This window comes from Bradyrhizobium sp. B124, from assembly GCF_038967635.1.
Lineage (GTDB): Bacteria > Pseudomonadota > Alphaproteobacteria > Rhizobiales > Xanthobacteraceae > Bradyrhizobium.
In genome coordinates, this window is the sequence record NZ_CP152413.1 from 8,199,774 (window position 1) to 8,222,432 (window position 22,659).

At 61.2% G+C, this 22,659-nt stretch carries 23 protein-coding genes and 1 pseudogene; 5 read left to right on the forward strand and 19 right to left on the reverse strand.

The window, feature by feature from the left end; translation table 11 throughout:
- Positions 1-176: 176 nt before the first annotated feature.
- From AAFG13_RS38555 to mdcA, 7 genes are read right to left on the reverse strand one after another with little or no spacing between them, the layout of a single operon-like run.
- Entirely contained in the window at positions 177-1,094 is a 918-nt protein-coding gene (locus tag AAFG13_RS38555; RefSeq protein ID WP_342710204.1) for an acyltransferase domain-containing protein, read from the reverse strand.
- On the reverse strand, positions 1,094-1,942 hold the full coding sequence (gene mdcB, locus AAFG13_RS38560) for a triphosphoribosyl-dephospho-CoA synthase MdcB (RefSeq protein WP_342710205.1): 849 nt from the start codon (positions 1,940-1,942) through the stop codon (positions 1,094-1,096). Before mdcB ends, AAFG13_RS38555 begins: the two co-directional genes overlap by 1 nt.
- Positions 1,939-2,586 (reverse strand): malonate decarboxylase holo-[acyl-carrier-protein] synthase, encoded by a 648-nt coding sequence (gene mdcG / locus AAFG13_RS38565; protein WP_342710206.1) that lies wholly within the window; start codon positions 2,584-2,586, stop codon positions 1,939-1,941. Before mdcG ends, mdcB begins: the two co-directional genes overlap by 4 nt.
- Complete coding sequence (gene mdcE / locus AAFG13_RS38570) at positions 2,579-3,316, reverse strand: biotin-independent malonate decarboxylase subunit gamma (RefSeq protein WP_342710207.1); 738 nt, start codon at positions 3,314-3,316, stop codon at positions 2,579-2,581. Before mdcE ends, mdcG begins: the two co-directional genes overlap by 8 nt.
- Positions 3,303-4,217, reverse strand: a complete 915-nt coding sequence (locus tag AAFG13_RS38575) for a biotin-independent malonate decarboxylase subunit beta (RefSeq protein ID WP_342710208.1) — start codon at positions 4,215-4,217, stop codon at positions 3,303-3,305. The genes mdcE and AAFG13_RS38575 overlap by 14 nt, the downstream gene beginning before the upstream one ends.
- Entirely contained in the window at positions 4,214-4,531 is a 318-nt protein-coding gene (mdcC, locus tag AAFG13_RS38580; RefSeq protein ID WP_342710209.1) for a malonate decarboxylase acyl carrier protein, read from the reverse strand. Before mdcC ends, AAFG13_RS38575 begins: the two co-directional genes overlap by 4 nt.
- 10 nt (positions 4,532-4,541) lie before the next feature.
- Positions 4,542-6,188 (reverse strand): malonate decarboxylase subunit alpha, encoded by a 1,647-nt coding sequence (gene mdcA, locus AAFG13_RS38585; protein WP_342710210.1) that lies wholly within the window; start codon positions 6,186-6,188, stop codon positions 4,542-4,544.
- A gap of 187 nt (positions 6,189-6,375) precedes the next feature.
- On the opposite strand from mdcA, the gene madL reads away from it, so the two are divergent.
- From madL to AAFG13_RS38600, 3 genes are read left to right on the forward strand one after another with little or no spacing between them, the layout of a single operon-like run.
- Positions 6,376-6,816: a malonate transporter subunit MadL gene (gene madL, locus AAFG13_RS38590; protein ID WP_342710211.1), complete on the forward strand. Its 441-nt coding sequence runs from the start codon at positions 6,376-6,378 to the stop codon at positions 6,814-6,816.
- Positions 6,813-7,574, forward strand: coding sequence for a malonate transporter subunit MadM (gene madM / locus AAFG13_RS38595; protein WP_342710212.1), 762 nt, complete (start codon positions 6,813-6,815; stop codon positions 7,572-7,574). The genes madL and madM overlap by 4 nt, the downstream gene beginning before the upstream one ends.
- Positions 7,575-7,580: 6 nt before the next feature.
- Complete coding sequence (locus AAFG13_RS38600) at positions 7,581-8,267, forward strand: GntR family transcriptional regulator (protein ID WP_342710213.1); 687 nt, start codon at positions 7,581-7,583, stop codon at positions 8,265-8,267.
- 242 nt (positions 8,268-8,509) lie between these two features.
- On the opposite strand, the gene AAFG13_RS38605 is transcribed toward AAFG13_RS38600, so the two are convergent.
- From AAFG13_RS38605 to AAFG13_RS38650, 10 genes and pseudogenes are all read right to left on the reverse strand, one after another.
- On the reverse strand, positions 8,510-8,701 hold the full coding sequence (locus tag AAFG13_RS38605) for a hypothetical protein (protein WP_342710214.1): 192 nt from the start codon (positions 8,699-8,701) through the stop codon (positions 8,510-8,512).
- Positions 8,702-8,903: 202 nt separating this feature from the next.
- On the reverse strand, positions 8,904-9,554 hold the full coding sequence (locus AAFG13_RS38610; RefSeq protein ID WP_244980838.1) for a UPF0149 family protein: 651 nt from the start codon (positions 9,552-9,554) through the stop codon (positions 8,904-8,906).
- Entirely contained in the window at positions 9,551-11,101 is a 1,551-nt protein-coding gene (locus tag AAFG13_RS38615; RefSeq protein ID WP_172645880.1) for an IS66 family transposase, read from the reverse strand. The genes AAFG13_RS38610 and AAFG13_RS38615 overlap by 4 nt, the downstream gene beginning before the upstream one ends.
- A gap of 50 nt (positions 11,102-11,151) precedes the next feature.
- The gene (gene tnpB, locus AAFG13_RS38620) at positions 11,152-11,508 is read right to left on the reverse strand and encodes an IS66 family insertion sequence element accessory protein TnpB (RefSeq protein WP_018273742.1); all 357 of its coding nucleotides are present in this window, start codon (positions 11,506-11,508) and stop codon (positions 11,152-11,154) included.
- Entirely contained in the window at positions 11,505-11,927 is a 423-nt protein-coding gene (locus AAFG13_RS38625) for a transposase (protein WP_342710215.1), read from the reverse strand. The genes tnpB and AAFG13_RS38625 overlap by 4 nt, the downstream gene beginning before the upstream one ends.
- A 463-nt stretch (positions 11,928-12,390) precedes the next feature.
- A complete protein-coding gene (locus AAFG13_RS38630; protein ID WP_342710216.1) occupies positions 12,391-12,588 on the reverse strand; it encodes a hypothetical protein in 198 nt (65 codons plus the stop codon).
- A 1,453-nt stretch (positions 12,589-14,041) separates the two neighbouring features.
- A complete protein-coding gene (locus AAFG13_RS38635) occupies positions 14,042-14,302 on the reverse strand; it encodes a hypothetical protein (protein WP_342710217.1) in 261 nt (86 codons plus the stop codon).
- A gap of 59 nt (positions 14,303-14,361) precedes the next feature.
- On the reverse strand, positions 14,362-14,559 hold the full coding sequence (locus AAFG13_RS38640) for a hypothetical protein (RefSeq protein ID WP_342710218.1): 198 nt from the start codon (positions 14,557-14,559) through the stop codon (positions 14,362-14,364).
- Between the two features lie 323 nt (positions 14,560-14,882).
- A pseudogene (locus AAFG13_RS38645) lies at positions 14,883-15,401 on the reverse strand (TlpA disulfide reductase family protein); the annotation flags it as partial.
- A gap of 969 nt (positions 15,402-16,370) precedes the next feature.
- Positions 16,371-16,610, reverse strand: coding sequence for a hypothetical protein (locus AAFG13_RS38650; protein WP_342710219.1), 240 nt, complete (start codon positions 16,608-16,610; stop codon positions 16,371-16,373).
- A gap of 1,432 nt (positions 16,611-18,042) precedes the next feature.
- On the opposite strand from AAFG13_RS38650, the gene AAFG13_RS38655 reads away from it, so the two are divergent.
- A complete protein-coding gene (locus tag AAFG13_RS38655) occupies positions 18,043-18,297 on the forward strand; it encodes a hypothetical protein (protein ID WP_342710220.1) in 255 nt (84 codons plus the stop codon).
- A gap of 36 nt (positions 18,298-18,333) precedes the next feature.
- Here the strand turns inward: AAFG13_RS38655 and AAFG13_RS38660 are convergent, their stop codons facing one another.
- Positions 18,334-18,732: a hypothetical protein gene (locus AAFG13_RS38660; RefSeq protein ID WP_342710221.1), complete on the reverse strand. Its 399-nt coding sequence runs from the start codon at positions 18,730-18,732 to the stop codon at positions 18,334-18,336.
- Positions 18,733-19,012: 280 nt separating this feature from the next.
- Here AAFG13_RS38660 and AAFG13_RS38665 point away from each other — a divergent pair, with 280 nt between their 5' ends.
- A complete protein-coding gene (locus AAFG13_RS38665) occupies positions 19,013-19,546 on the forward strand; it encodes a hypothetical protein (RefSeq protein WP_342710222.1) in 534 nt (177 codons plus the stop codon).
- A gap of 539 nt (positions 19,547-20,085) precedes the next feature.
- On the opposite strand, the gene AAFG13_RS38670 is transcribed toward AAFG13_RS38665, so the two are convergent.
- Complete coding sequence (locus AAFG13_RS38670; protein ID WP_342710223.1) at positions 20,086-22,485, reverse strand: carboxypeptidase-like regulatory domain-containing protein; 2,400 nt, start codon at positions 22,483-22,485, stop codon at positions 20,086-20,088.
- Between the last annotated feature and the right edge of the window lie 174 nt (positions 22,486-22,659).

Below are 22,659 nucleotides of genomic sequence, written 5' to 3' on the forward strand. Positions count from 1 at the left end.
TCAAATTGATGTTCCTGGGCGGACTGGGCTCATGAACTACTTCGTATGGAGCGCCTGGAACTGATCGCTCTGCATCATCCTAACCAGAGTCCTGTCGATCAGCGCTTTGAACTCCGGATCGTCCTTGCGAATAATTCGGCCATATGGGTCGGTCAATAGGTTCCAGCTCAATCGCTTTATTCGGAAGTGATCCATTTTTGCAAGCCGGCGATCGTGCGAAATCCGTCGGCGGCGTAGCAGCGCATGGATGGCTGAGAGGCTTGCATCATCTCTGCCAGCGCATGTCCCGGGCCGAGGTCCAGCACCTCGGTGACACCCAGCTCTCCGAGCGCCTCCAGCGCTACCGCCCAGTCGATGGGATGCGCGAGCTGGTTTGCCAATTTCGCCGTGGCACGTTCGACCGCGAAGATGCGTTCGCCGCCACCGCCGGCAAGCAAGACGCGCTGGCCTGCGACGGCCGCGTGCTTGCTGGCATCGAGCGCCTGTTGCAGAGGTTTGCAGGCCTGCGCGAGCCCCGTCGTGTGCGACGCGATTTTCACGGCGAGAAGGCCCGTGCGCGCTCCTTCCCGGGCGGCCTCGTCGCAGAGCGCGATGACATCCCGCTCCGCGCCTCCGATAATGACAAGAAGGTCGGGATTTCGGATCGCGATCTCGCAGCGATGCTTTGCAAGCAGAGGTGCGAGCGTAACCCGGTCGAGCCCGCGAACGTAACCCAGGCGGCCATCGGGCCCCGCCGCGCTATCCATTAGCCGGGCGCGAATATCCGTGAGCCGCAAGGCTTCGCCGGCAGTCCAGATTCCCGCGATGCTCCAGGCCGCCATCTCGCCGACGCTATAGCCGGTGACGGCGATCTGCCCGGTCAAGAGGTCTGCGATGCAGGCGTGGATCGCGAGCGCCGATGTGACGGTCAGGATCTGGCTGGAATGATTGACGGATAGTTCATCCGCGGCCCGCGTCCTGACGAACTCCCGCGGATCCGCACCGAGAAAAGCGGTCGCCGCGGCGAAGATCGGCTCGGCAGCGGGCTGGTCTGCGACAAGATCGAAAATCTTGTCTGAGAGCGTACCTTGTCCGCCGCATAGCAGTGCCAGCATCAGACCTCCAGCCGATCGACGAACAGCGCCATCGCGAGCAGGTCGGCAGAGCCGCCGGGACTGAGATGACGGGAGACAAATACCTGATGAATGTCGGCCGCGCGCCTGCGCCATTCCGAAGACCCGACGCCGCCGGCGGCAAGGAAGCTTGAAGCGCTGGCTTGGGCGAAACGCAGCCCTTCGGGCCCGCCCCGGTGTAGCAGGTTGGTGTCGATGACCTCAGCGATCAGCCTCATGCAGGTCTGGACGCGGACGGCTTCCTCGTCATGCGGGGCAAGCTCGCGCGCTGCATGCAGTGCGGGCAGGGCGATGTCGTACACCGACGGAAAGCCCGCGGCGGCTTCTACCCTGGCGCCGCCGGCGCCGTAGCGCCGCGCGGCCATGGCGCCGTGGCTGCGCAGCGACACCGGGCCGGACAGGATGTCGTCGCCCCAACGCTCCGAAACCAGCCGGCCGAGTGACTTGCGGACGCCGACGGCATTCCGATATCCAGTCGCGGCGCAGAGCAGGCCCAGCCCGAAGATCGCGCCCCGGTGCGTATTCACTCCATGCGTTGCGGTCAGCATCGCGCGCTCCGCGGCAACGCCGATGGGGCGCAGCCGGTTCATGCCCGCGCCCTCGGCGCCTGCGGCGGCAAGTTCGGTGAAGAACGGCATCAAGGTCTCGGCGCTCAGGCACAACAGGGCGGCATCCATGTCGCGATGCGCGCCGTTGTCGACATGGCTGACGAGCCCCGGCTTCGGATAGGTCCCGACTTCGAGCTTCAGGCAGAGCGATGCGAGATGGCCGAGCTGCTCCGCAGGAAGCGCGCGTCCCGGCAGTGATTGCCATCTGAGCGCGATGGTCATGACACATGACCTGCCAGGAAGGCCGCGCGCGTCGTCGTGGTGACGCCTCCCTCGCCTTTCACAAGGACTTCGTCCGCGTCAGTGCCGGTCAGCTCGCGCCATTGAACGCCTCCGGTTGGACCTGTGATCTCGCCATCCAGCCGCATCGGCGCCTGCTTTGCGATCCGCGCGATGTCGGACAACAGCGGGCCGGCCTGCTTCGCGGCGGACAGCGGCCAGAGCAGATCGAGGTCTGAGCTGTCCGAAAGATAGGGAAGGCCGGTGAGATGCTGCCAGGCGAGGCTGCCATAGGTGCGGATCTCCGGCAGAAGCCGGAGGAGCTTCTCGATCGTCGCGTGCCAGGTCGCGGGCGCCGCGGCGGCGGCATCGGCCAACAACGGCGGAGGTGCGGATGCGACGATATCGGCCGTGGCGAGCGAGACCGCAATACGTTGTTTGCCATGGCTCGGCGGCAGCGGCAGGCCGAGCGGAACGAGGCCTGCGGTATCGCTGCAGGCCGGCCGGCGGACGATGAGGGGACGACCCGCATGCGCCCAGCCCGCGACGATCGGCTCGCTGGCGAGCTCGGGATAACGGTTCATCACGGCGGTCCATCCGGCCGTCGAGGCCTTCACCATGCTGTGGCGCGCGAGAGGCTCAAGCATGTCGCGCCCCCTGATGCGGGGCGGCGGCGCGCGCAACGCGCTCGGCAAGCTCGGCAGCTTTCCGCCGCCCACCGCGTTCAGTGCCGAGCCGGCCGCGATCGTCCTGTCCTCGAGCCCGCTGCAGCACCGCCGCGAGCTGCGGCGCCAAAGGCGCATTTTCGTCCCAGACGACGTGAACGCCCCCGGTCTGCACCATGTTGTCGAGCCCTGGTGTGAACACCGGTGTGGCTTCCGCCTTGGCCTTGAGGACGTCGATCGGAAGCTTGGTGACCCGCGCCATCGACGGCAGGTCCATCACCGCGGGATGCGCGCCGGGCAGCGCCACCAGCGTGCCGGTGGCGAGCGCGGTCGCGATGAACGCGCCGGCGGCGCTGCCGCCATAGAGCAGGCCGACGGTGCGATGTCCCTCCGCTTCCGCCAGCAGCAGGGCCTTGGCGAGATGCGACAGATATTCGCTGAGTCCCAGCAGCTCGTCGCGTTTGCTCATCCGCTGGCTGGCGGAATCCACCGGGAACAGGATCGGTGCCCGATCCCCGGACTTGACGATCTCGATCACGCGCCCCGCGAGCACGATGGCTTCGTCCACGCCGAGCGGCTGGCCCTGGGTGACGCCGAGCACGTGGATCAGATTGCCGTCAGGCAGGACCGCTTGTCCCGCGATCATCGCGCCGTTGGTTTCGATCTTGCGGCCGTTCGGAAACAGGCCGGTCAGGATGTCATCGAGCGTCATCGGCGTTCTCCCTGTTGGCTGCGGCACGAAGAAAAGCGCCGGTCGAAAGTGCGGGAACATCGGTCGGATTGTCGATACAAAGCGCCTGCCAGATCTCGACGGCGTCCTCGGCCTCCCCAAAACGCTGCAGCCGCAGCTCGAGGCGCTTTTGTTCGGCTTCGAGAGTCTCGGCGTTGCAGCCTCGCTTGATCCCAAGTGCATCGATCGCCGCCTCGCGGAACGCCAGCGCCTCGTCGTCGACGAACGCATCGGCGCCGCCGATCAGGTAGCGGTGCTTGCCGCCCATGGTGCGCCAGACGAGGGCGCGATCGCGCGAGTCGAATTCCTCGATGCCCTTGTTGGTCTCGATCACCTCGGGGCCGCTGACGCTGAGCCGCCCCTGTTCGGAGATGATCAGGCGCGAGCAGGTGCCGGCGATCAGGCTGCCGCCGCCATAGCAGCCGGCGCGTCCGCCGATCAGGCCGACGACGTTGACGCCGGCGCGTCGCGCCTCGATCACCGCGCGCATGATCTCGGCGATCGCGAGCTCGCCGGCATTTGCTTCCTGAAGCCGCACGCCGCCGGTATCGAACAGGATCACCACGTCCTGCTTGAGCGCCCGGGCCGCGCGCAATAGCCCGGTGAGCTTGGCGCCGTGAACCTCGCCGAAGGCGCCGCCCATGAAACGTCCCTCCTGCGCTGCAACGAGCACCGGCGAGCCATCAAGGTGGCCGCGGCCGATGACGATGCCGTCGTCGAACTGCTCCGGCAGGTCGAAGATCGAAAGATGTGGACTGATCTCGCGCAGCTCCGGGCCGATGAATTCGCAGAAGCTGCCGGCATCGACCAGCGCATCGATGCGCTGCCGGGCGCTCGCTTCGTACCAGCTCAGCGAGACATTGTTGGCCGCCACCTGTGTCATCGTTCCGGCTCCTCGATCTTGCGGACGCCTTGCGCAAGGCGGAGCGCGACCGTGTCGGGCCGGGCTCCGCCGTCATTGATGGAGATACGTAGACCACCGGCAGAGCGGCGGGCGACGAAGTCGCGCACCACGGCGTCCCACACCGCGCCGAAGCCGTGGGCGGCGGTTGCGATGTCGATCGTGCAGGTGTCGGCCGGCGAGGCTCGCTCCAGCAGCACTTCGAGATTGCCGGAGGCGACGACGCCGACGATCGCCTGCGCGCGGCTGCCGCCGGCTGATCTGGTTGCAGTCAGTCTGAAGCTGAGCTTTTCCATGCAAAACTCCTCACCAGTTGCGGAAGCGGCTGGGCGGACGGTAGAGACCGCCGGAAGCCAGCATGAGGTCCTTGATCGAGCGGGCTGCCAAGAGGCGCCGGTCGGCATCGAGCGGATCGATGCCGAGATCCTCGGGGCGGCGGATCACGCCGCGCTGCCTGAGCTGCTCGACCAGCTTCGCATCGCGCGCGCGGCCGATGTCGGTGTAGCCGGCAACGCCGCGGATCGCCTGCTCGCGCTCGTCCTTGCTGCGGCACATTAGGAGGTTGGCGATGCCTTCCTCGGTGACGATGTGGGTGACGTCGTCGGAGTAGACCATCACCGGCGCCAGATCGAGGTTGAGCTTGCGCGCCAGCTCGAGCGCATCGAGTCGCTCGACGAAGAGCGGGACATTGCTGTCACCGAAGGTCTCGCCGATCTGCACCACGAGCTTGCGGCCGCGGCGCAGCGCCGCGGTGGAATCGGGGTCGGCTTCGGCACCCGCCTTGAGCCAGGGTTCGCTCGGGTGACGGCGGCCGCGCGGGTCGGAGCCCATGTTGGGCGCGCCACCGAAGCCGGCGATGCGGCTGGTCGTCACCGTCGAGCTGTGGCCTTCGAGGTCGATCTGCAGCGTCGAGCCGATGAACATGTCGCAGGCATAGAGGCCCGCCGTCTGGCAGAAGGCACGGTTCGATCGCAGCGAACCGTCGGGTCCCGTGAAGAAGATGTCGGAGCGCGCGGCGACATAGTCCTCCATGCCAACTTCCGATCCGAAGCAATGGATCTGCTCGACCCAGCCGGCTTCGATCGCCGGAATCATCGTCGGATGCGGATTGAGCGCGAAATGGGTGCAGACCTTGCCCTTGAGGCCGAGCTTCTCGCCATAGGTCGGCAACAGCAGCTCGATTGCGGCGGTATTGAAGCCGATGCCGTGGTTGAGCCGGCGCACGCCGTAGGGCGCGTAGATGCCCTTGATGGCGAGCATTGCCGTCAGGATCTGGGTCTCGGTGATGGCGGCCGGGTCGCGGGTGAAGAGCGGCTCGACATAGAAGGGACGTCCGGCCTCGACGACGAAATGTACGAGGTCGCCGGGAATGTCGACCCGCGGCACCTTGTCGACGATCTCGGTGACCTGTGCCACGACGAGGCCGTTCTTGTAGCTCGTCGCCTCGACGACCGTCGGCGTGTCTTCGGTATTCGGGCCCGTATAGAGGTTGCCGTCTTTGTCGGCGCTCACCGCGGCGATCAGCGCGACGTTCGGCGTGAGATCGATGAAGTAGCGGGCGAACAGCTCGAGATAGGTATGGACGGCGCCGAGCTCGATCTTGCGGCCGAACAGCATCTTCGCGATGCGCGCCGCTTGCGGGCCCGAATAGGAAAAGTCGAGCCGCCGCGCGATGCCCGTGTCGAAGACATCGAGATGCGCGGGCAGCACCACGCCGGACTGCACCATATGAAGGTCATGAACCTGCGCAGGGTCGAGGTTCGCGAGCGCGGAAGCGAGGATGTCGGCCTGCTTCTGATTATCACCCTCCAGGCACACCCGGTCGCCTGACCGGATCACTGCCCTCAGAAACTCCGGCAGGTCTGGGATCGGGACGACCTTTCCCTTTGCGTATCGCTGGCCGGCCGCGAGGCGCTCGCCCAAGGCGGCCTTTTGCATACCCCAATCGCTCATTTCGGCTCCTTGGCATGCGAGGTTGGCTCCGATCAGGTTAAATGTATGCGTATTGCTTTTAAATGTCAATTAGTGTATACGTTACTACATAAGCGATGGATATTCGCATACACAGGAGGGAATTTACGATGCGACTGCATGCAAATAGTCCAAGGGGCGGCGCCTTACTGGCCAAGGAGAGGCGCCCGTGACCATTTCCGGCGTAGCGCTACTCGCGATCTGCACGCTGTTGGGCGGCTATCTGGGGGACTTGCTCGGCGTCGCCCTGGGCGTGAAGGCCAATGTCGGCGGCGTCGGCATTGCGATGATCTTCCTCATCGCGGCCCGGCTTTGGCTCGGGCGGCACAGCCGGCTCAGCCACGGACTCAAGACCGGCGTCGAGTTCTGGGGCAGCTTCTACATTCCGATCGTGGTTGCGATGGCTGCGCAGCAGAACGTCGTCGCGGCTGCAAAGGGTGGTCCGATCGTTCTCATCGTGGGGATCGGCGCGGTCGCGGTGTGTTTCGCGATGGTGGCCCTGATCGGCCGGCTGAGCGGTCGTGTCGAGACGATGGACGAGATCGAGGCGCGTGAGGCCGAGAAACTCGCCGCGCCGGTGCCTCACTTCAAGTCCGGGAGGATCGGATGAACATGATATCTCACGTTCTCACCGCCAATTCGCTGCTCACCGCGTTCGCGGCCGTCGGAATTCTGATGTGGATTTCCGGAGCGATCTCGAAATACCTCACCTTCGGACGCATTCACGGATCGGCGATCGCGATCATGTTGGGTCTCGCGCTGGCTTTTCTCGGGGGCCTCGCCACCGGCGGTGAAAAGGGCGTCGCCGATCTGCCCGCGTTGGCCGGCATCGGCCTGATGGGCGGCGCGATGTTACGGGATTTCGCGATTGTCGCGACCGCATTTGAGGTCGATGTCGTCCATGCGCGCAAGGCCGGGTTGATCGGCGCGGTCGCGCTCGGATTGGGAACAGTGGTGCCGTTTGTTCTCGGCGTTCTCGTTGCTGCGGCGTTTGGCTATACCGACGCCGAATCGCTGACGACGATCGGTGCTGGCGCGGTTACCTATATCGTGGGGCCGGTCACGGGAGCTGCGATCGGCGCATCCTCACCGGTTATTGCGCTTTCGATTGCGACCGGTGTATTCAAGGCAGTTATCGTCATGATCGGTACGCCCTTCGTCGCGAAGATGATTGGCCTCAACAATCCACGTAGCGCCATGGTGTTCGGTGGCTTGATGGGGACGGTCAGCGGGGTCTCGGGTGGGCTTGCTGCGACGGATCGGCGTCTGGTCCCGTATGGCGCGTTGACTGCGACATTTCATACCGGCTTGGGGTGTCTGGTTGCTCCCTCTGTCCTGTATTTCTCAGTGCGCGCGATCACGGGGTAACTGAAAATGGTGAGTTTCTTGAAAGTCGTAGGCGAAGCCGAAGATGATGGCGGTCTGCTTTCCGACCGCATCCGAAACGCGCTCACTGACGAGATCGCATCCGGCACGCTCAACGCCGGGGCGGCATTGGAAGAGCAGCAGCTTGCTGATCGCTTCGGGGCTTCCCGCACGCCGGTGCGGGAGGCGCTTCGCCAACTCGTTGTCAGCGGTCTGGTGGAAGTGCGGGGCCGTCGAGGCCTCGTCGTGGCCCGGATGACGCCAGAGCGCATCATGGACATGTTCGAGACCAGCGCCGAGGTCGAGGCCATGTGCGTGAGGCTCGCAACCTACCGCATGACGCCACTCGAACGCAGCCATCTGATGGAGCTTCACGAAGCTTCGTTCAAGATGGTCGAGGCGAACGATGTCGATGCCTATGACGCATTCAACCGGGAATTTCATGAATGCATCTACCGGGCTACGCACAACTCGTTCCTGGCCGAGCAGGCCCAGGATGTTCGTTCACGGCTCAGCGCCTTCCGCCGCACGCAATTGCGGCATGGCGATCGCATTCGTCGTTCGCGGGAGGAGCATGAGAGCATCATGCAGGCGATCGCGGAAGGGGACGGCGAGAGCGCGGCACGCCGAATGCGGGCGCACATGCTAAACGCCGCATCGGCACTCAGGCGCTACATCGATGATCGCCTCGGCTGAATTCTTCTGATCGCGCGGTCAGGTTGATGGCCTGACAGCAATCCGACAAGCAATGGCAGCGGAGCCATTCGACGTGGTTCCAGGCCTTTCAATCGAGAACATGATTTCCCGTTTTGCCAAGGCTAGATGAATAGCGGCAATCAGGAGACGCCCATGTCCGAGACAATCTACGACGTGTCGTCTGAGTGGTCGAAGCCTGGGTCGACGATGCCAAGTACCGCGCTGTGGTCTGCGGGCTCGATTCAAGGAGGGGCGGCGACGGCGGTGGGTATCTTCCGAGGCTCCGGGCTTTGCTTGCTGACCGGATCGATGACGGATTGAGTCGGCCTGTTTTGGCGGATCGCAAATCCGATGCAGCCGCCGACCACTAACACTGCCCCGGCGATCATCAGCCAATGCGGCAATTGCAATGAAAGCAACAAGTCCCTTGCCATGGCCCACTCCAGGACATCCTACTCAAATGCCACGCCCTCTGGGTCGTTGTCCGCGAACCATTTCTCAGTGGCCTTAATCGCCGCGAAGACCCTGATGTAGTCCTCGTCGCCGACTTTCTTGGCCGCGTCCGTGTAGATCCAGACAGTTTTCATCGTAAACGGTACGAGAGGCCCACGGAGCCACGGATTTGGTGCGGACGGCCTACGCACCGCGCTTGAAGCGTATAGGCATCCAGAACTGGCGGAGGGCCTCGACGGTTGCTGGAATGTTGCGCCAGGCGTTTTGGACGATGGGCTGCGTTCCCAGCGTGCGCCGGGCCGGGGGTAGCAAGGGCCGACCGGCGTCGTCGATGCAATGGACCAAGATCGGCCGCAGCATAAGGTGTTCGGTTCCGTTCGGGGAGAGAAGCCGCGACCAGACGAGAAGCCGAAGCTTCATGACCGCGTAGAAGCCCATGCACCAGGGCTGCGGGTCGACTTCGCCGTCCGGTGATCGCACGAACAGCGGCTCGAAGCTCTCCGGTCTCGTCGACAGCATCTCGCTGATTGCGTTGTGGCGCATCAGGGTGGCGGCGATTGCCGAGAACTCCTCGGTGTCGTGATTGAAGGCGTCGGGATCTACGCCGAGGAGCGGGCACACCCATTCCTCGGACGCCATCGAGACCGGCCCGGCGACGACCGCGGCCACCGCGCCGTCGAGCATGGAGAGCGACGTCGCCCGCGGATGCCGAAGCGTCGGCGACCTGGCGCGCTTGCTGATCCATTGCCCGAGCCGTTCGAACGACATGGCATAGTCCGCCATCGTCGTCTTGCGTGCTTTTCGCGTTCCCCGCCCTTGCTTCGGCTTCGTCATGCCACGGCCCGCTTTTCGGCTTCGCGTGCGGCCTTCCAGTTCCAGGCCAGAAGTTCGTGAAGCTGGTTGGTCTTCGTGGCGCCGCTCACCATGCGATCGAGAACGTCGACGAGATACGCCTCGGGGTCGAGGCCATTCAATTTCGCTGTGTTAAGAAGCGAAGCGAGTATCGCCCAGGTCTCGCCCCCGCCTTCGTCACCACTGAACAACGAGTTCTTTTTTCCGATCGCAATTGGCCTGATCGATCGCTCGACCGTGTTGGTGTCCGGCTCGAGCCGCCCGTCATCCAGGAACGCCGTCAGGCCCTGCCAGCGTTCGAGCATGTAGTCGATCGCCTTGATGAGCGTCGAGCGGCGGGAGATCCCGTCCTTCACCGCGATCAGACGGGCCCTCAACGCCTCCATCCGCGGCTTCGTCTCGGCCTGTCGCGTCGCGCGGCGTTCCCCAGCGTCGAGACCGCGGATCCTCTCCTCGATCGCGTAGACGGCCGCAATGCGCTCGATGACCTCCGCGGCGAAGGGTGAGTTCGTCGTCTTGTGCACCCTCACGAAGTTGCGGCGCGCGTGAACGAGACAATACGCCAGCTGGATCTGGCCCGACATCTTCGCATCGCCCGCCAGCGAGGCGTAGGCGGCATAGCCGTCGACTTGCAGCACGCCTTCGAAGCCGGCCAACTGCGCCACGATCTCCTTCTTGCCGCGACCACCTGCGAACACGTAGGCGACCGCCGGCGGCGCCGGCCCCTTCCACGCCCGATCGTCCGTCGCATGCGCCCAGAACTGGCAGATCCTCGTGCGGCCGCGTCCCGGATCGAGCACTGGCATCGGCGTCTCGTCGCAGAACAGCCGCTCGAAGCCGTGCATAGTCTTCAGTTGCAGATCGTAGAGGCCCCTGACCAGCCACGCCGCGCTCCCCATCCAGCGCGCCAGCGTCTGACGGTCGACGACGACACCCTGACCCGCCAGGATCTGCGTCTGGCGGTAGAGCGTCGATTGCCAGGCATATTTGGCCGCGGCGATATGCGCGATCAGCGCCGTCGTTGCCATGCCGCCCTCGACGAGCCGCGCCGGTGCCGGGGCCTGGACAATCGGGCCCTCACAGGAGCGGCAGGCGTATTTTGGACGGATCGTGCGGAGCACACGCAGCCACGCGGGAACCCGATCGAGCGCTTCGCTGCTCTCCTCGCCGATCCGATGCATCTGACCCGTGCAGCACGGGCACAGCGTAGACGCCGGCTCGATCACCCGCTCGACCCGGGGCAGATGCGCCGGCAGCGCGCCGATGTTGCGCTTCGCTTTGCGCCGCTCCGGCCGCGGCGCGTCCGGTTTGTCGTCATTGGCCGGGAGCTGTGAGCCGGCGGTCCGTTCCAGATCAAACGCGATCTGTTCGGCGCAGACGATCGCCGAGCGCTCCGATCGTGCGCCGAAGATCAGGCTCTTCAACGTGGCGATCTCTGCGCGCAGATCATCGTTCTCGCCTTCGAAAGCCAGCACCATCTCGGCAAGAGCCGCAGGGTCAGAGGGGAGATCTTCGGGGCGAAGCGCCATATCGCAGAGCTACACGAACACACTCGCAATCGCCAGCAAAACAAGACGCTTCAGGCAACCTTCGTCGGCCGCTTCGTCACCTTCGGGACTACACGCGACCACTCCGCAAGACCTTCAATCAGCATCGCCAGCTGCGCCCCCGTCACCGGCATCGTACCCTCGCGAACAGGTGGCCAGGCGAAGCCCCCATTCTCCAGCCACTTCGTCGCTAGAACCATTCCCGAGCCGTCAAAAACCAGTAGCTTCAAACGATCCGATCGCTTCGATCGGAAGACATAAACGTCACCGCTGTAGGGCTTGCCGCCTAATCCCTCCGCTACCAGCGCGACAAGGCCATGAACGCCTTTACGAAAGTCGATCGGCTGCGTCGCGACGAACACACGGACCATTGGACCGAAAGAGATCATCGCGTCGACCTCACCGCCGCCAGCACGCGCTCCAGCGTCGCGGCGTCGACGCCGACGGGCACGCGCACCGTCGCGCCCGCGATCATCACCTCGATCCGCTCGGCCGGATCCGTCAGAACATGCGCCTTATCGATCGCGTTCGGCTGCGCCTCGACGGCGGCGTCGAGCCTGACTTGCACGAACTGCGGCGCTTCGCTCGACGCGAGCCGCGCCTGGCGCCGCCACACACTGAGCAGTCCCCGGTTCACCCCGTTGCGTCGAGCCACCTCGGAAATTCTCGTCTCCGGATCGGCGCTCTCGGCCACGATCCGCGCCTTCTCCGCATCGCTCCAACTGCGCCGTCGCCTCTCCCCTGTGATCACCTCGATCCGCTGATAGGAGGCGGCATCATGCCTGTCTTGATGTCTGTCTTGATGCATGGAACGAGCGTCCCTCGCGTTGTCAAATCCACGCGCGAGTCTCGCTCATCCCGTCCACCTAAACGAGGTGGGGTCGTCGTACCGCTATCTTTTCATCGCATCAACTCAAACAGTTCTTTGACTTCGCTCAACCGCAGCTTGGTGCCGGCCGGCATGCTCCAGCAACATATGCCTGGTGCCGACCGCGATTCGGTCGCGTCGGACGTCGTCCGTTCAGAATGATAGGCCTTCATGTCCGCTGCGAACTGGCGAGCGGCCTCGGGCGGGATTTCGATCGGCTTTCGGTGATCGGCATGGCCTAAAGCCTGCCGCACAACAACGCCGCTAAGCTCAAAATACTCGCTGGCGGCGCAGGTCTAGCTCCGGGATGGATGTACGAAATCCCGACATGCGACGAGCCAGCACAAAGCGTGCAAAGGTTCAAATCGCAAAACGGATTACTACGTCGGGAATACGGGCGTCTTTATGCGAACAGATGATCTGTCGCGGGCGTTTCCCCGCGACTCATAAATTTCAGCATCTCGATCGCGAAACGCTCTTCGGATAGGCGCCGTTCGATGAAGTGGGTCTCGACGTCGCTAAGTTTGGTACGCAGCAAGCCTTGGTAACGCTCGATGTTTTGCTCGTGCACGCGCAGCATCGCAATCTTTCGCTCTACCATTTACGCCCCCTATGTTATCGGAGGTGCTTTCGCGCCGACCGTCACCGATTACACGCAAGAATCTACGCCACGATGACGGTCACTTCGCCGCGACCGTCAGATTCGGAGTATGTTTTTCGCCAAATGAGGCGGCCCCAGCAACCTTGTGTGTGGGGGACCTGTAAGGTCGGTCACCGGAGCCACCTGGCCAGTCCCGCGTCAGTCGAGATTGGTCGACCTAATCGCACACCCGAACCGCAGCTAAGGCAAGCGTGAACTGAACAACATCGGAAAAAAATGGCAATTTAGTTGGATGCGATTTACTTGTGCTCGTTGATGGCGCGTGCCTCAGCGGGGCGATACCCAATGGCCGTTTTTCTGTTGCGGGACAAAAGTGCACAGAGCGCCAAAAATAGTTCCGGCTGTGACCGGAAGAACAGATGGCTATTGAAATTTATGTGCTTAGAATAGGCTTTTCAGTTCGTCCTACCGAGCCGAAGAACGCCGGCCAAAGCCTACGGCTACGCGAACAGGTCGTTCCCGGCCTGCAGGATTTTCAGGTAGGTCCCGCTCTCGTGGATCTCAGTCCTGATCTAGGGCGTACTTGAGGCCGGCGCCATATTCGGCCGGCGTACCCTTGTCTCGATATAGAAAAGGCCGCTCAGTTTCTCGATGTAGATACGGCGGTCCTGGACCGGCTCGAACGCTCGAGCGTGCTCCATGAGCCTGCGCGCGGATTCTCGGAACGGGCATAAGGACGATCTGCAGTGAGTTTCATCGGCGGGGAATCACGACCTCCACCCCACTGAATGGCACCCCGTGACCGATCCCTGTCATGGCAATTCGGAACGATGTTCCCCGCGCCTGCGGCGCCATAAACCGTGCACACCAAGCGCCAGCCGATGCGCGACCACGGTTGATCTCGGGGTAGGGCGTCCAGCCCGAAACCGACCGATGGCAACGGCCGTGGCATTGGATATTGCGGTAACGTGGCGGTCCGCGAGCCAATCGGCCGGACTGCCCGGCGGGCAGCGGCCAGACCATTTCGCGGATCGACGCTGGTGCATAGCCAGATGATGGCGCCGATCGCGTGCGGAGAGAAGCCGCTAGGAATTGGTCGCCTGTGGGGGGCGATCACCAATCGCGGGCCAATCGTCTAGCGCGTTTGGTCCGGATTTTCTTGCCACGTCGTCGAGTGCTCAGAAATCCACTTGGTCGCGTCATGCTCCGTAACAAAGCCCTTGATAACTTCCGTTTCGCCATCGGGCCATAGAATATCGATCCTCCAGCCGGTGCCGGGATTCTTGCAAGCCATGAAAGCTGGTCGCTGCTCGATCATCGGGGGACTATGCGCCGACGGTGGCCAGCTACAAGTCAGTGATCCTGCCACACTTCGTTTTCTGGCCCCGCAAAACTATTGGCGCTAAAATCCCGATCGACGCCGGTCCTTTTTGAGATCGGGAGGCTCCGGTAATCATCCCTCGATAATGAGGCGACCCAGGAACGCATTGCAGGCCTGCTCGGCTTCAGCGAACGTGCTGAAGGGCGATCCGGACACTTGAGCCGCGGGCATATTCAGAAAGTCTGGGCGATATGACGCAACAAAACCGGGCTCTCCATGTAGGCCAGCTCCACTTCGGCTCTCGCTGCTGATAACGAATGAATAGTCGTCGCTGCTTGCGATCCAAATTTCCAGGTCCTCAGCAGTATCCACGCGGCGAAAGTGCAGGGCCATTTCACCCTCCACCAGCAGAGGTCCAAGCTTGGTCCTCCGCGGTCATCCAGATGGACGCTTTAACCTGCTTTTGTGCGATTGGCGGCTTCAGCCTCCCGCGCCAGCCGTTCCGCCCTTAGGCGCTCTCGATTGTCGTGGAGTGCCTTTTGCGCCTTCGCGTATTCGGTCATAGTTTCCTTCGTCCTGACCGCTTTAAATATCTTATGGGCTTCGCGCTCTGCTGCTGTCGGCGCCCGGCGGTTTCGGTCGTTAATCATTGGTTGACCTCCCATTTGGGCTGGATGAGTTAACGCATAGATATGGCTTTCGATCCAGTCGGCTGGCGGGCAACTGTGAGGCGCGACGCAATTGCGACCTTGCCAGCCTGGTCGACCAAGCCATGGTTATCGAGCCGTTCTCGTCGCGCAAGCCGCCGTACTTGGCGGTAAGGCTGCGGGTAGGGACGGGTCTGCCGCCGTTGGCCCGAGAAAACCTGTTGAGCACAAGCGTGGCGCGGACGGACTACTGCAGTTAGTGGCAGATCCAAACCGGGATCACGACGTGGTATCCGTCAGCGCTTCTTCCGCGCCGTTTCGTCCATTATGCGCTTGCCTTGGGCGATCCGCTCTGTCTCGGCGGCTTTAGCTTCACCGCTGGTGCGCCAGCTGCCGGTCAGAACTTTGGGTAGAACGTCATCGAGTTGCATCGTCAAACCGACAAAGGCGATGCGGCCGTCACGGTCGACGACGAACGAGGTGGGAATCCCGACATAACGGCTGGGACGTAACCAAAGCTTTTCCATTTCGCGTGTGTAGTCGAACCCGATCCGGTAGTTGAGATTCGGTAACTTTTTGGTCAACCATGCGTCCAACTTGTTTTGGGCCTCGTCCGCTGTTTGAGCGCGTTCAAGAGCTGCGAGTCCGAGGACCTCAACTCCGCCGTCTTTATATTTCTCTTGCAACTGCACCAGATGGGACAGGGCCGCCTCACACGGTTTGCACCAAGTTGCCCAGAATTCGACGATATATACTGTTCCGGGCTGGAAGCTTACAAGGGGCTGGCCACGCAGCCATTTTTCGACTTTGATCGGAGGAGCTGGAGATTCTAAGCCCAGCACCATATCACTCTGCAAAACTATTGCCCGACCTTGCGCCACTCTTTGTGCTAGCTGATCTCTTTTCGCGGCACAGAGCGGCTTGGTGTATACGGACTGCGCAGCGAGATCCGCGGCGAATGTCGGTGCCGCCGCACTAAGCGCGGCGACGCTCCAAGTCACAAGCAGGGAGTTTTTCATCTCAGGAGCGGGGCACGTGAGTTGAAGGAAAGCATCGGTCGTCTCATCTGTGTGCAGTCAGCACTCGTTCGCTATTGCTGCACCTACTAGCAACGTCTGTGCCATGTCGTCAGCATGCAGCACCGCTGGCATCGAGTTTGACGCCAAACACCCAGCCGTTCCTCTGGCCGCCTGCGAGGAGGTGCGGCCGTGCCCAAGCAAATCGGCGGCCAGACGTTTTTCGGCGCAAATCGTTCGGGGCAGGGCGCACGTTTCACGGTGCGATTCACGCTCAGTAAAGAATTCGACTGCGTTGCAAAGGGACCTGCTCCGAAAAGTCTATCATCTGGGCCTGGGTTACAAAGAGATGACTGCATCTCTCAACGCGCGGCCAATGTGTTCGGTATGTAAGCACCGGATCGCATTGGCGCGCGTATCTCCCGGCAAAAGTGGATTCGAAGAGCGCACGTTTAAATGTTCGACTTGCGAGCGTACGGAAGTCGTATCCTTGGCCGTGCATCCAATGAAGACAGATGCGGCCGGTTTGCGGACAGGCGAGTTGAAGCCATCGCATCAAATTCATTCATGAAAGGTAGGCTGGACGAGGCAGCACGTCGGGCTCTACGCGGCCCATCTCGGCCCATCCGACGCACTTTCCATTCGGGGCACGATAACCAGGGCCGCCACGTTCTCCGCATTCTGCGGCTGCCGGGGCGGCAAGACAAAGCAATATGGCCATGGCCGCTCCGCTCGTCGCGGCCCTGGTGCGATGTTCAGACCGGCGGTGCTCCACGTGATGTGGAAACGCGAACCACACTAGGTCGGTCCAGGCGGCGGCTTGTTCTGGAATTGGATGTTGCACTTCTTGGCGACGGAAGCTTGTTCGATGGCGACCATCTGTCCCTTCATTTGACCGAGTTCGGCCGCGGTCAGCTTATCGCCGCCAACCAGGAACGCAGCGGGCCAGAAGACGATAACGGCCGCTGTCGTCGCGATCGTGTCCTTCGTTCGCTGGCTATCGGCCGCAACAGGGCAACCCGAGCCGGCAGGGCCCATGCCCCGACTGCTGGAAGTGAAATAAGCGGCCTCGATGCTCCCCGCGCCCGGATCGCTTTTCAGCTCGCTCTTATGTAGCGCAGCGCGGTTTTAGGTTGACTGACCGCAGGACGGTGTCCAACCCGCTCCGGCTGCAGTTTTTCTTCTCGCTGGCCTGTTGAGGCGTGTCGGCCCGTACCGGCGGTGAACTAATTTCGGCAGCCGCTTTACGCTTCGTCAATTGGTATTTTGTGTCTGCGGGATCATGCCAATGTCGAGAAATGATCTTCAACGGCTCCTTCCGCTGTTCGCTCTGACGGGGCGTGACAGCGACCTGGACGGGCGCTGTGGGGGCGGCAGTCGTTGCGGACGAAGCATCGATTGTGACCGCAGCAACCCCGTGCGCTTGCGCGGGTTCATTCGCGACGGCCGCGCCGGTAGTCTCTGGCTCGGCTTTCAATGGAAGGCGGTCGCCCTTACCCGACGTCTCCGCCACGGGGTAGGAGGCCATCGTGAGCGCTGCGGGGGCGGGATTTCTCCCCAAGGCTGCAACAGCGCCCATACCGAATAGGCCAACGACTCCGAACGCTACAATCGTGATACGCACGGATCGATCCTCGACCAACACAGCGAACTGCAGGCTTTGCCCGAAATTAGCCAAGAATAAGGCTAAACCATTGGCGAGTTTGATGGAATGGCATTGCCGTGTCCGTCACTGCAAGAGGGATGGAGCGACGTGCCGACAGGTACTGTGAAATGGTTCAACCCAGTCGAGTGCGCCAAGGTGAGCTACGATCCAGGTAGTGCTCAGGCGCCCAGTTGTATCTCGCACGCGACCCTTGGATTTTGCCGCACGCTTGCGAGCAGTTGAACGAGCAAAGACACTTCGAAACTGATTGGCTGCAGGCAGGCTTGAGCTTCATCGAGACGCCGGGAAGGAACTAGTCCTTGGCACCGCTCCTTGGGCGGTTAGCAAGCATTCGGTCGTGTCTCGCCGTTTCACACCTTAGAGAGAGAGTAGGATGTGCTTCGAGAGCGCGTCCTCGCGTTCTGAACCGCGGCGTAACCAATTGATCTTGCTGGGCCCGTATTTCGCCGAAAGTTCAGAATAGACGTTGATCTTATTGCATTTCCCGGCTGATTTTGATTCCGCCATTCGGAGGTTCGATCCCTCCCGCCCCAGCCAGGTCGTCCTACCGGCCTGAAAATACTGACGAAATCGGCCTAGCTAGGGAGCTGCTGCACAGCTCTGCGACACCTGACTGCCGCACAGGGGTGTATTTCGCGATGGCTGTCCGCATCTTTCGCCGTGACGCCGTGTATTGCTGGCGGCGACGACCGCCGCGCGCGCTTGCCAATTTCCTGAACCGTCCGCATCTTTTTCTGAGCCTGAGAACGACAAGCTGCGTGGTGGCGCGTCGGCTGGTTGTTCAGCTTGACCTGATCCTGGAACATGCCCGCGATGCTCGCCGAAGACGCCAACCTGCACCTGCCGCCGTCCCAAATTGAGACAATGCTGCAGGGCGTCGTCAGCCGACATCTGGCGAAGCTGGAGCGCGTTGCACTTGCCGCAAAATGCGCACGCGGGTTCGACCCGGAACGGGCGCGGATGGACGACAAGCCGGGCGTTTTGGACCTACGCCCTGTTGGACGCGCAGGGCTCTACGGCGGTTGTACGAGCGGAGGATCGGATCCGGATGGGGGCTGACGGCCTCTCTGACGCGGATATCGAGGCCGTGCAGAATCATTTGGCCATGCTCCGAACGAATGATCTGGTTCCGATGAATCGCCATATCCTCAGCACCTGATCGAGACGAGTGATGCTAGCCCGACCGCTATGAACATCGACGTTGCGCGGGGGACGTACTTCCGCGGAATGAAGCTCGCCTTGGCCGAAATCGACCGACGCTATGGGGGTGATCGCGTCGAGGATGAAGGCTTCGTGGATCGCATACTTCTGTCGAAAAGCGATCCACCGCAGCAGGTCTTGCCATCCGAGGCGGACAGCCATGTCCGCCACAGCGATCCACCGAAGGCTGCGAGCCGTCTCCCCCAGTCCGTTCCGATGACCGATCTCTCGAAGTTCGCCGATGATGTCATCCTGCATAATGCCAGAGACGACCATTGGGATGACAAGACCCAACGGCAGGCGTCGATTTCGTGCGTTCAGAGGTCTACAGGTACTACGGCAAGTCGGGGAACGATAATATGATCGGACTATCGCCGAGCTGCGCGCTATCGCTCTGCAGCGCAATCCGAAGGATTGTGGGATCGCCGGCGACACGCTCAATCGTCACCTTACATTCCTTGCTCAGATCTTCCGGCACGCGGTTGCGCGCGGGGTTGACGCACTCGCCGAGATCGAACTCGTTGCGCTTCGCTCAAAGGATAAGAAGAAGCGCGCACGGGACGAGAGGGCCAAGTTGCCGCTTGACCAGGCTGCGGCGATCTTCGGCACACCTCCATTTCACAGTTGTGCAGGTTGGAACGCGTTGGCAGAGCCGGGTCCTGACGGACTGAACCAGATCTTTCATTGCGCTCTCTACTTCGTACCGATCCTCATCTACTACACCCGCTGTCGCCGCGAAGAATTGTGCGGGTTGATGGTGGATGACGTCATCCTCGACAATGGCGAAATTCCCTATCTCCATATTGAGAAGAACGAACGGAGGCGAATCAAGATCCCTCAGTCGCAGCGCAACGCCCCCTTGCATGCGGAGGTGCTCCGGCTGAATTTAGCCGCCTACGTCGAGGCGATTAAGGTGCTCGGCTACAAGCTGCTATTCCCTGATCTTTACTCGCCTTCCAGTGCATCACCGCTGGGTGACCGTATCCGTCCGCGCGACGGAGGAAGGTTTGGGGGTTCATGGGATGCGGCATCTGTTCGGTGCACAACTCAAGAAGAAATTGGTGACGGAGGAAGATCGCGCCGATCTGCTTGGACACGGCGGCCATAGCGAGACCAGCGAGCGCTACTGCGAACCGCACGAGATCGCAACGTTGTACGGGTTCGTTCAGAAGCTTCAAAGCTTCCGGTGGTAATAGCTGAGCTGAAGCCCGAAGAGGGGTAGGAAGCGCCGAACCTCAGGGCAATCAACTGTCTTTGATTAATTAAGCAATCTGAACCTAATCGGCACCATCTAGACCGAGAAGGATGGTGAGTGCGATGGATACCCTCGACCTGTCAGGATTACTTCTCGAACTCTTGAGTGGCATGTTCGATTTTGGAGAGACAAAGGAACAGGGCTGAGGTCGCTGCGGCTGACGGCTAGCAGGGTTTGATGTCGGCACTGCTTCGCAGATACCCTGCCTTCTTGGAGGTCGTCGCCTTGTCAAATCGCCTGTGCCGTTTACAAATTTTCCGGTGTCCTCCGGGTGAGTGTGCCATGGCCACGATTGCAATGGCCACAGTCAGCGAGATCGTTGATGAGTCGCGTGAGCTGGCTGAGTGTGAATCGGCGTTGAACCGATAAGGGTGACAAAATGAGAAGCCCAGCTAAGAACGGAGATCTATATCGATCTCTACCTCGTTCGTTTCTAACTCTGTAAGATCGCCGCGCGTTGGAGCGCAAGATCCCGCCTTTATGGCCGCTATTGAACCCCGTTTGACGCCGCTAAAAACGTAAAAACCCGCAGCGTCGGTAACCGTTTGTCTTTTTAAACCATCAAAATCCCCGGTGACGGTCACTCCAGCAGCTGCCTTGCCGGCAAGTCCCGTCACACGACCAGCGGCCACGACGGTTCGGTTCTGGGAAACTCCGTTCGCGCTGGGTCGAAGTGTCTTCAAGTCGCCAACTTCCAAAATGTCGCCGGGGCGAGCATCCTTCAATTGAACCTCGACGCTTTCGATTCTTCCGAGAACAAGGGGTAGGCGCCGCCCAACCCAATCCTCAGACCATCGCAAGCTATGCTGAGGAATCGTCGTCGACTGCCATTGCTGGCCAGAATTGTGCTGATCAAAAATTGCATAGGAATTGCCGGGTGCCAGTGCTGGCGGAATAACGTCGGTAAACTCCACATGTGTTGCGTCTGCTCGCTTAAAAACAATCGAGGCGTGGCCTGATGGAGCGGCCCCGTCATCCCTTCGTATGCGGTAGGAAAACGCAATATGCGTGGCGTTAAACACCGACAGCGAGTTCATATCAAAGCTAACCGAGGCGACGTTTGATTGCGCAATTAATTTGGCAAATGCGGAGGGTCCGGAAGATTCTTGCCCCGAGATCCATTCGTATTGTCCCCCAGTCGAGGAGATGCGAGCAGAATGCTCCGGCGCTACCTTTCCCAGAATAATTGTTGGCGTATTGTCGTCTACGACGGTGATCGATTGGCGCCCTGACTCGTCGGCTGGATTGCGGACGAAATGAGTAATCGGTTCGCCATCGATGGACACCGTGGCGACGCCGGAATCTTTCACAAAAACAGTAAGTCCGTTCAGGTCGCGCGTGCTCGCAGCACGATCAGGAAAAACGGTTCCAAGTACCGGGTCAAAATAAGATCTAATTTGAACGGCAGACGTGTGCGGATCGACGGTAAGATGGTCACCGATGCCGGTGCGAAGAATATTGTAATTTGCCCATACGCCTGCCGCTGGAACCCAGACCCGCTGTCCGAACGGGTGATTTGCGGTGGGATCGTAGTAGTGCATTGAGAGCTCTGCGAAAGCGGCCATGGTCGCCGGACCGAAAGGTGACTCCGTCGTTGCGTGGAATGTCGGATCGAAGCGCGTGGTTCCGAAATGGGTATACCAATTGTGCTCGACTGTACGACCCTTACTGACCAGGGCCAGGCTCAACGCAATGAGCCCGCCGCTCGTTGATCCCTGGTCTGCTTGCCGGCAGTAGACATTCTCGCGACACAAAAAACGCTGCGCGTCGAAGTCAGCCATAGCGGGGTCGTGTTCGGCCAGCATCTTCGGAACATCGGAGAGGGGGCTGCCTAAAGCGCCGAAATCGCCATGTGTTTTTACAAGCGCGTAGAACCCGGCGAAGCTTTCGAATGCGGCAGGAATTTGCGAAGCAAAATTGACGGTTTCCTGATGGGGAGGGTTGTAGATCGCCGTGACACTGCGAATCCCCAATTTTTTCAGGATGTCCGCGTGATAGGCGTCGCTTCCTTTTCTGGCGGCCAATCCTTCCATGTCGTGGCGCACCACATCTTTCCCCGGCCCCTGATCGAGAAGGTCGCCGCGGTGGTAGTGTGGTCCGGGACCTTCAAAGTCTGGATGGTACGTGACCCCGCCGTGTCCAGTGGCTATTGATGGCCTTATGTTCATGTATTCAAGAAATGGAATTTGCGCCAAGACCGAATAGCGGCTGAAATTGTCCCTCTCGATTCCAGCAATCCTGGTATCGCATCCGGTGGTGCAAGAGGGAGCGCGCAGAAGCAGGGCGGTTACGGCCGGTAACGGTGCGGAGACGTCGTTGATCCGCGAACCAAGAGGCCATTCTTCATTCAAAACCAGCGTTATGGTGTGAGGCGTCTGCGTCTTGGCGTCGCCGTCGCTCTCCATGCTTCTGATGACGTCATTGGTATAGTTTGATGAGGTGCCGTCAGCAAAGCGGACTTCGATGGTCAGATCCTGCGGCGCCGTTCCATCCAGCAGAAGCCGAAGTTGCTGATAGCCTCGGCGATGTTCGAAGCTCTTCAACCACGGAGCATCGGGGAGCGAAACCTCGGTCGAACTGCTCGAGAGTTTCACCGGCTCTGGAAAGGTTGCTTTATACTGAGGCACCATATCATCCGACCATGAATGCAGATGATCGATATTGCCCCGGTGCCATTCTCGAGTAAGCAGTTCGAATACAGGCAGGTTGTCAACTAATGAAGGCTGTCTATTCAATCCGCTGAAAGAGTCGAAAAAGGCTCCCACATCGGGTAGTCCGCTGGAGCTGCTCACCCAGACACTATCGGAAATGGGTAGTCCTAGATCTTCGTTAAGGAACCTGTGAATGGCTGCCTCGTGCCATGGCGCCTCGTAGTCGGCGTCGCTGGAGATGGTGACCATCTGACCGAAGGGAAACGGCAACCGGCGAAGATCAGAGCTCGCTGCGTCAGCTGAGCCGCAGAGGCT

Coding starts and splice junctions, on each gene's coding strand:
- AAFG13_RS38630 (WP_342710216.1), bottom strand. CDS start 12,588: ATGGTAGAGCGAAAGATTGCGATGCTGCGCGTGCACGAGCAAAACATC.
- AAFG13_RS38605 (WP_342710214.1), bottom strand. CDS start 8,701: ATGGCAAGGGACTTGTTGCTTTCATTGCAATTGCCGCATTGGCTGATG.
- AAFG13_RS38655 (WP_342710220.1), top strand. CDS start 18,043: ATGCCCGCGATGCTCGCCGAAGACGCCAACCTGCACCTGCCGCCGTCC.
- AAFG13_RS38610 (WP_244980838.1), bottom strand. CDS start 9,554: ATGACGAAGCCGAAGCAAGGGCGGGGAACGCGAAAAGCACGCAAGACG.
- AAFG13_RS38615 (WP_172645880.1), bottom strand. CDS start 11,101: ATGGCGCTTCGCCCCGAAGATCTCCCCTCTGACCCTGCGGCTCTTGCC.
- AAFG13_RS38575 (WP_342710208.1), bottom strand. CDS start 4,217: ATGACACAGGTGGCGGCCAACAATGTCTCGCTGAGCTGGTACGAAGCG.
- mdcC (WP_342710209.1), bottom strand. CDS start 4,531: ATGGAAAAGCTCAGCTTCAGACTGACTGCAACCAGATCAGCCGGCGGC.
- AAFG13_RS38555 (WP_342710204.1), bottom strand. CDS start 1,094: ATGCTGGCACTGCTATGCGGCGGACAAGGTACGCTCTCAGACAAGATT.
- AAFG13_RS38625 (WP_342710215.1), bottom strand. CDS start 11,927: ATGCATCAAGACAGACATCAAGACAGGCATGATGCCGCCTCCTATCAG.
- AAFG13_RS38635 (WP_342710217.1), bottom strand. CDS start 14,302: ATGGCCCTGCACTTTCGCCGCGTGGATACTGCTGAGGACCTGGAAATT.
- mdcG (WP_342710206.1), bottom strand. CDS start 2,586: ATGCTTGAGCCTCTCGCGCGCCACAGCATGGTGAAGGCCTCGACGGCC.
- madM (WP_342710212.1), top strand. CDS start 6,813: ATGAACATGATATCTCACGTTCTCACCGCCAATTCGCTGCTCACCGCG.
- AAFG13_RS38600 (WP_342710213.1), top strand. CDS start 7,581: ATGGTGAGTTTCTTGAAAGTCGTAGGCGAAGCCGAAGATGATGGCGGT.
- AAFG13_RS38650 (WP_342710219.1), bottom strand. CDS start 16,610: ATGGGCCCTGCCGGCTCGGGTTGCCCTGTTGCGGCCGATAGCCAGCGA.
- tnpB (WP_018273742.1), bottom strand. CDS start 11,508: ATGATCTCTTTCGGTCCAATGGTCCGTGTGTTCGTCGCGACGCAGCCG.
- mdcE (WP_342710207.1), bottom strand. CDS start 3,316: ATGACGCTCGATGACATCCTGACCGGCCTGTTTCCGAACGGCCGCAAG.
- mdcA (WP_342710210.1), bottom strand. CDS start 6,188: ATGAGCGATTGGGGTATGCAAAAGGCCGCCTTGGGCGAGCGCCTCGCG.
- AAFG13_RS38640 (WP_342710218.1), bottom strand. CDS start 14,559: ATGATTAACGACCGAAACCGCCGGGCGCCGACAGCAGCAGAGCGCGAA.
- mdcB (WP_342710205.1), bottom strand. CDS start 1,942: ATGACCATCGCGCTCAGATGGCAATCACTGCCGGGACGCGCGCTTCCT.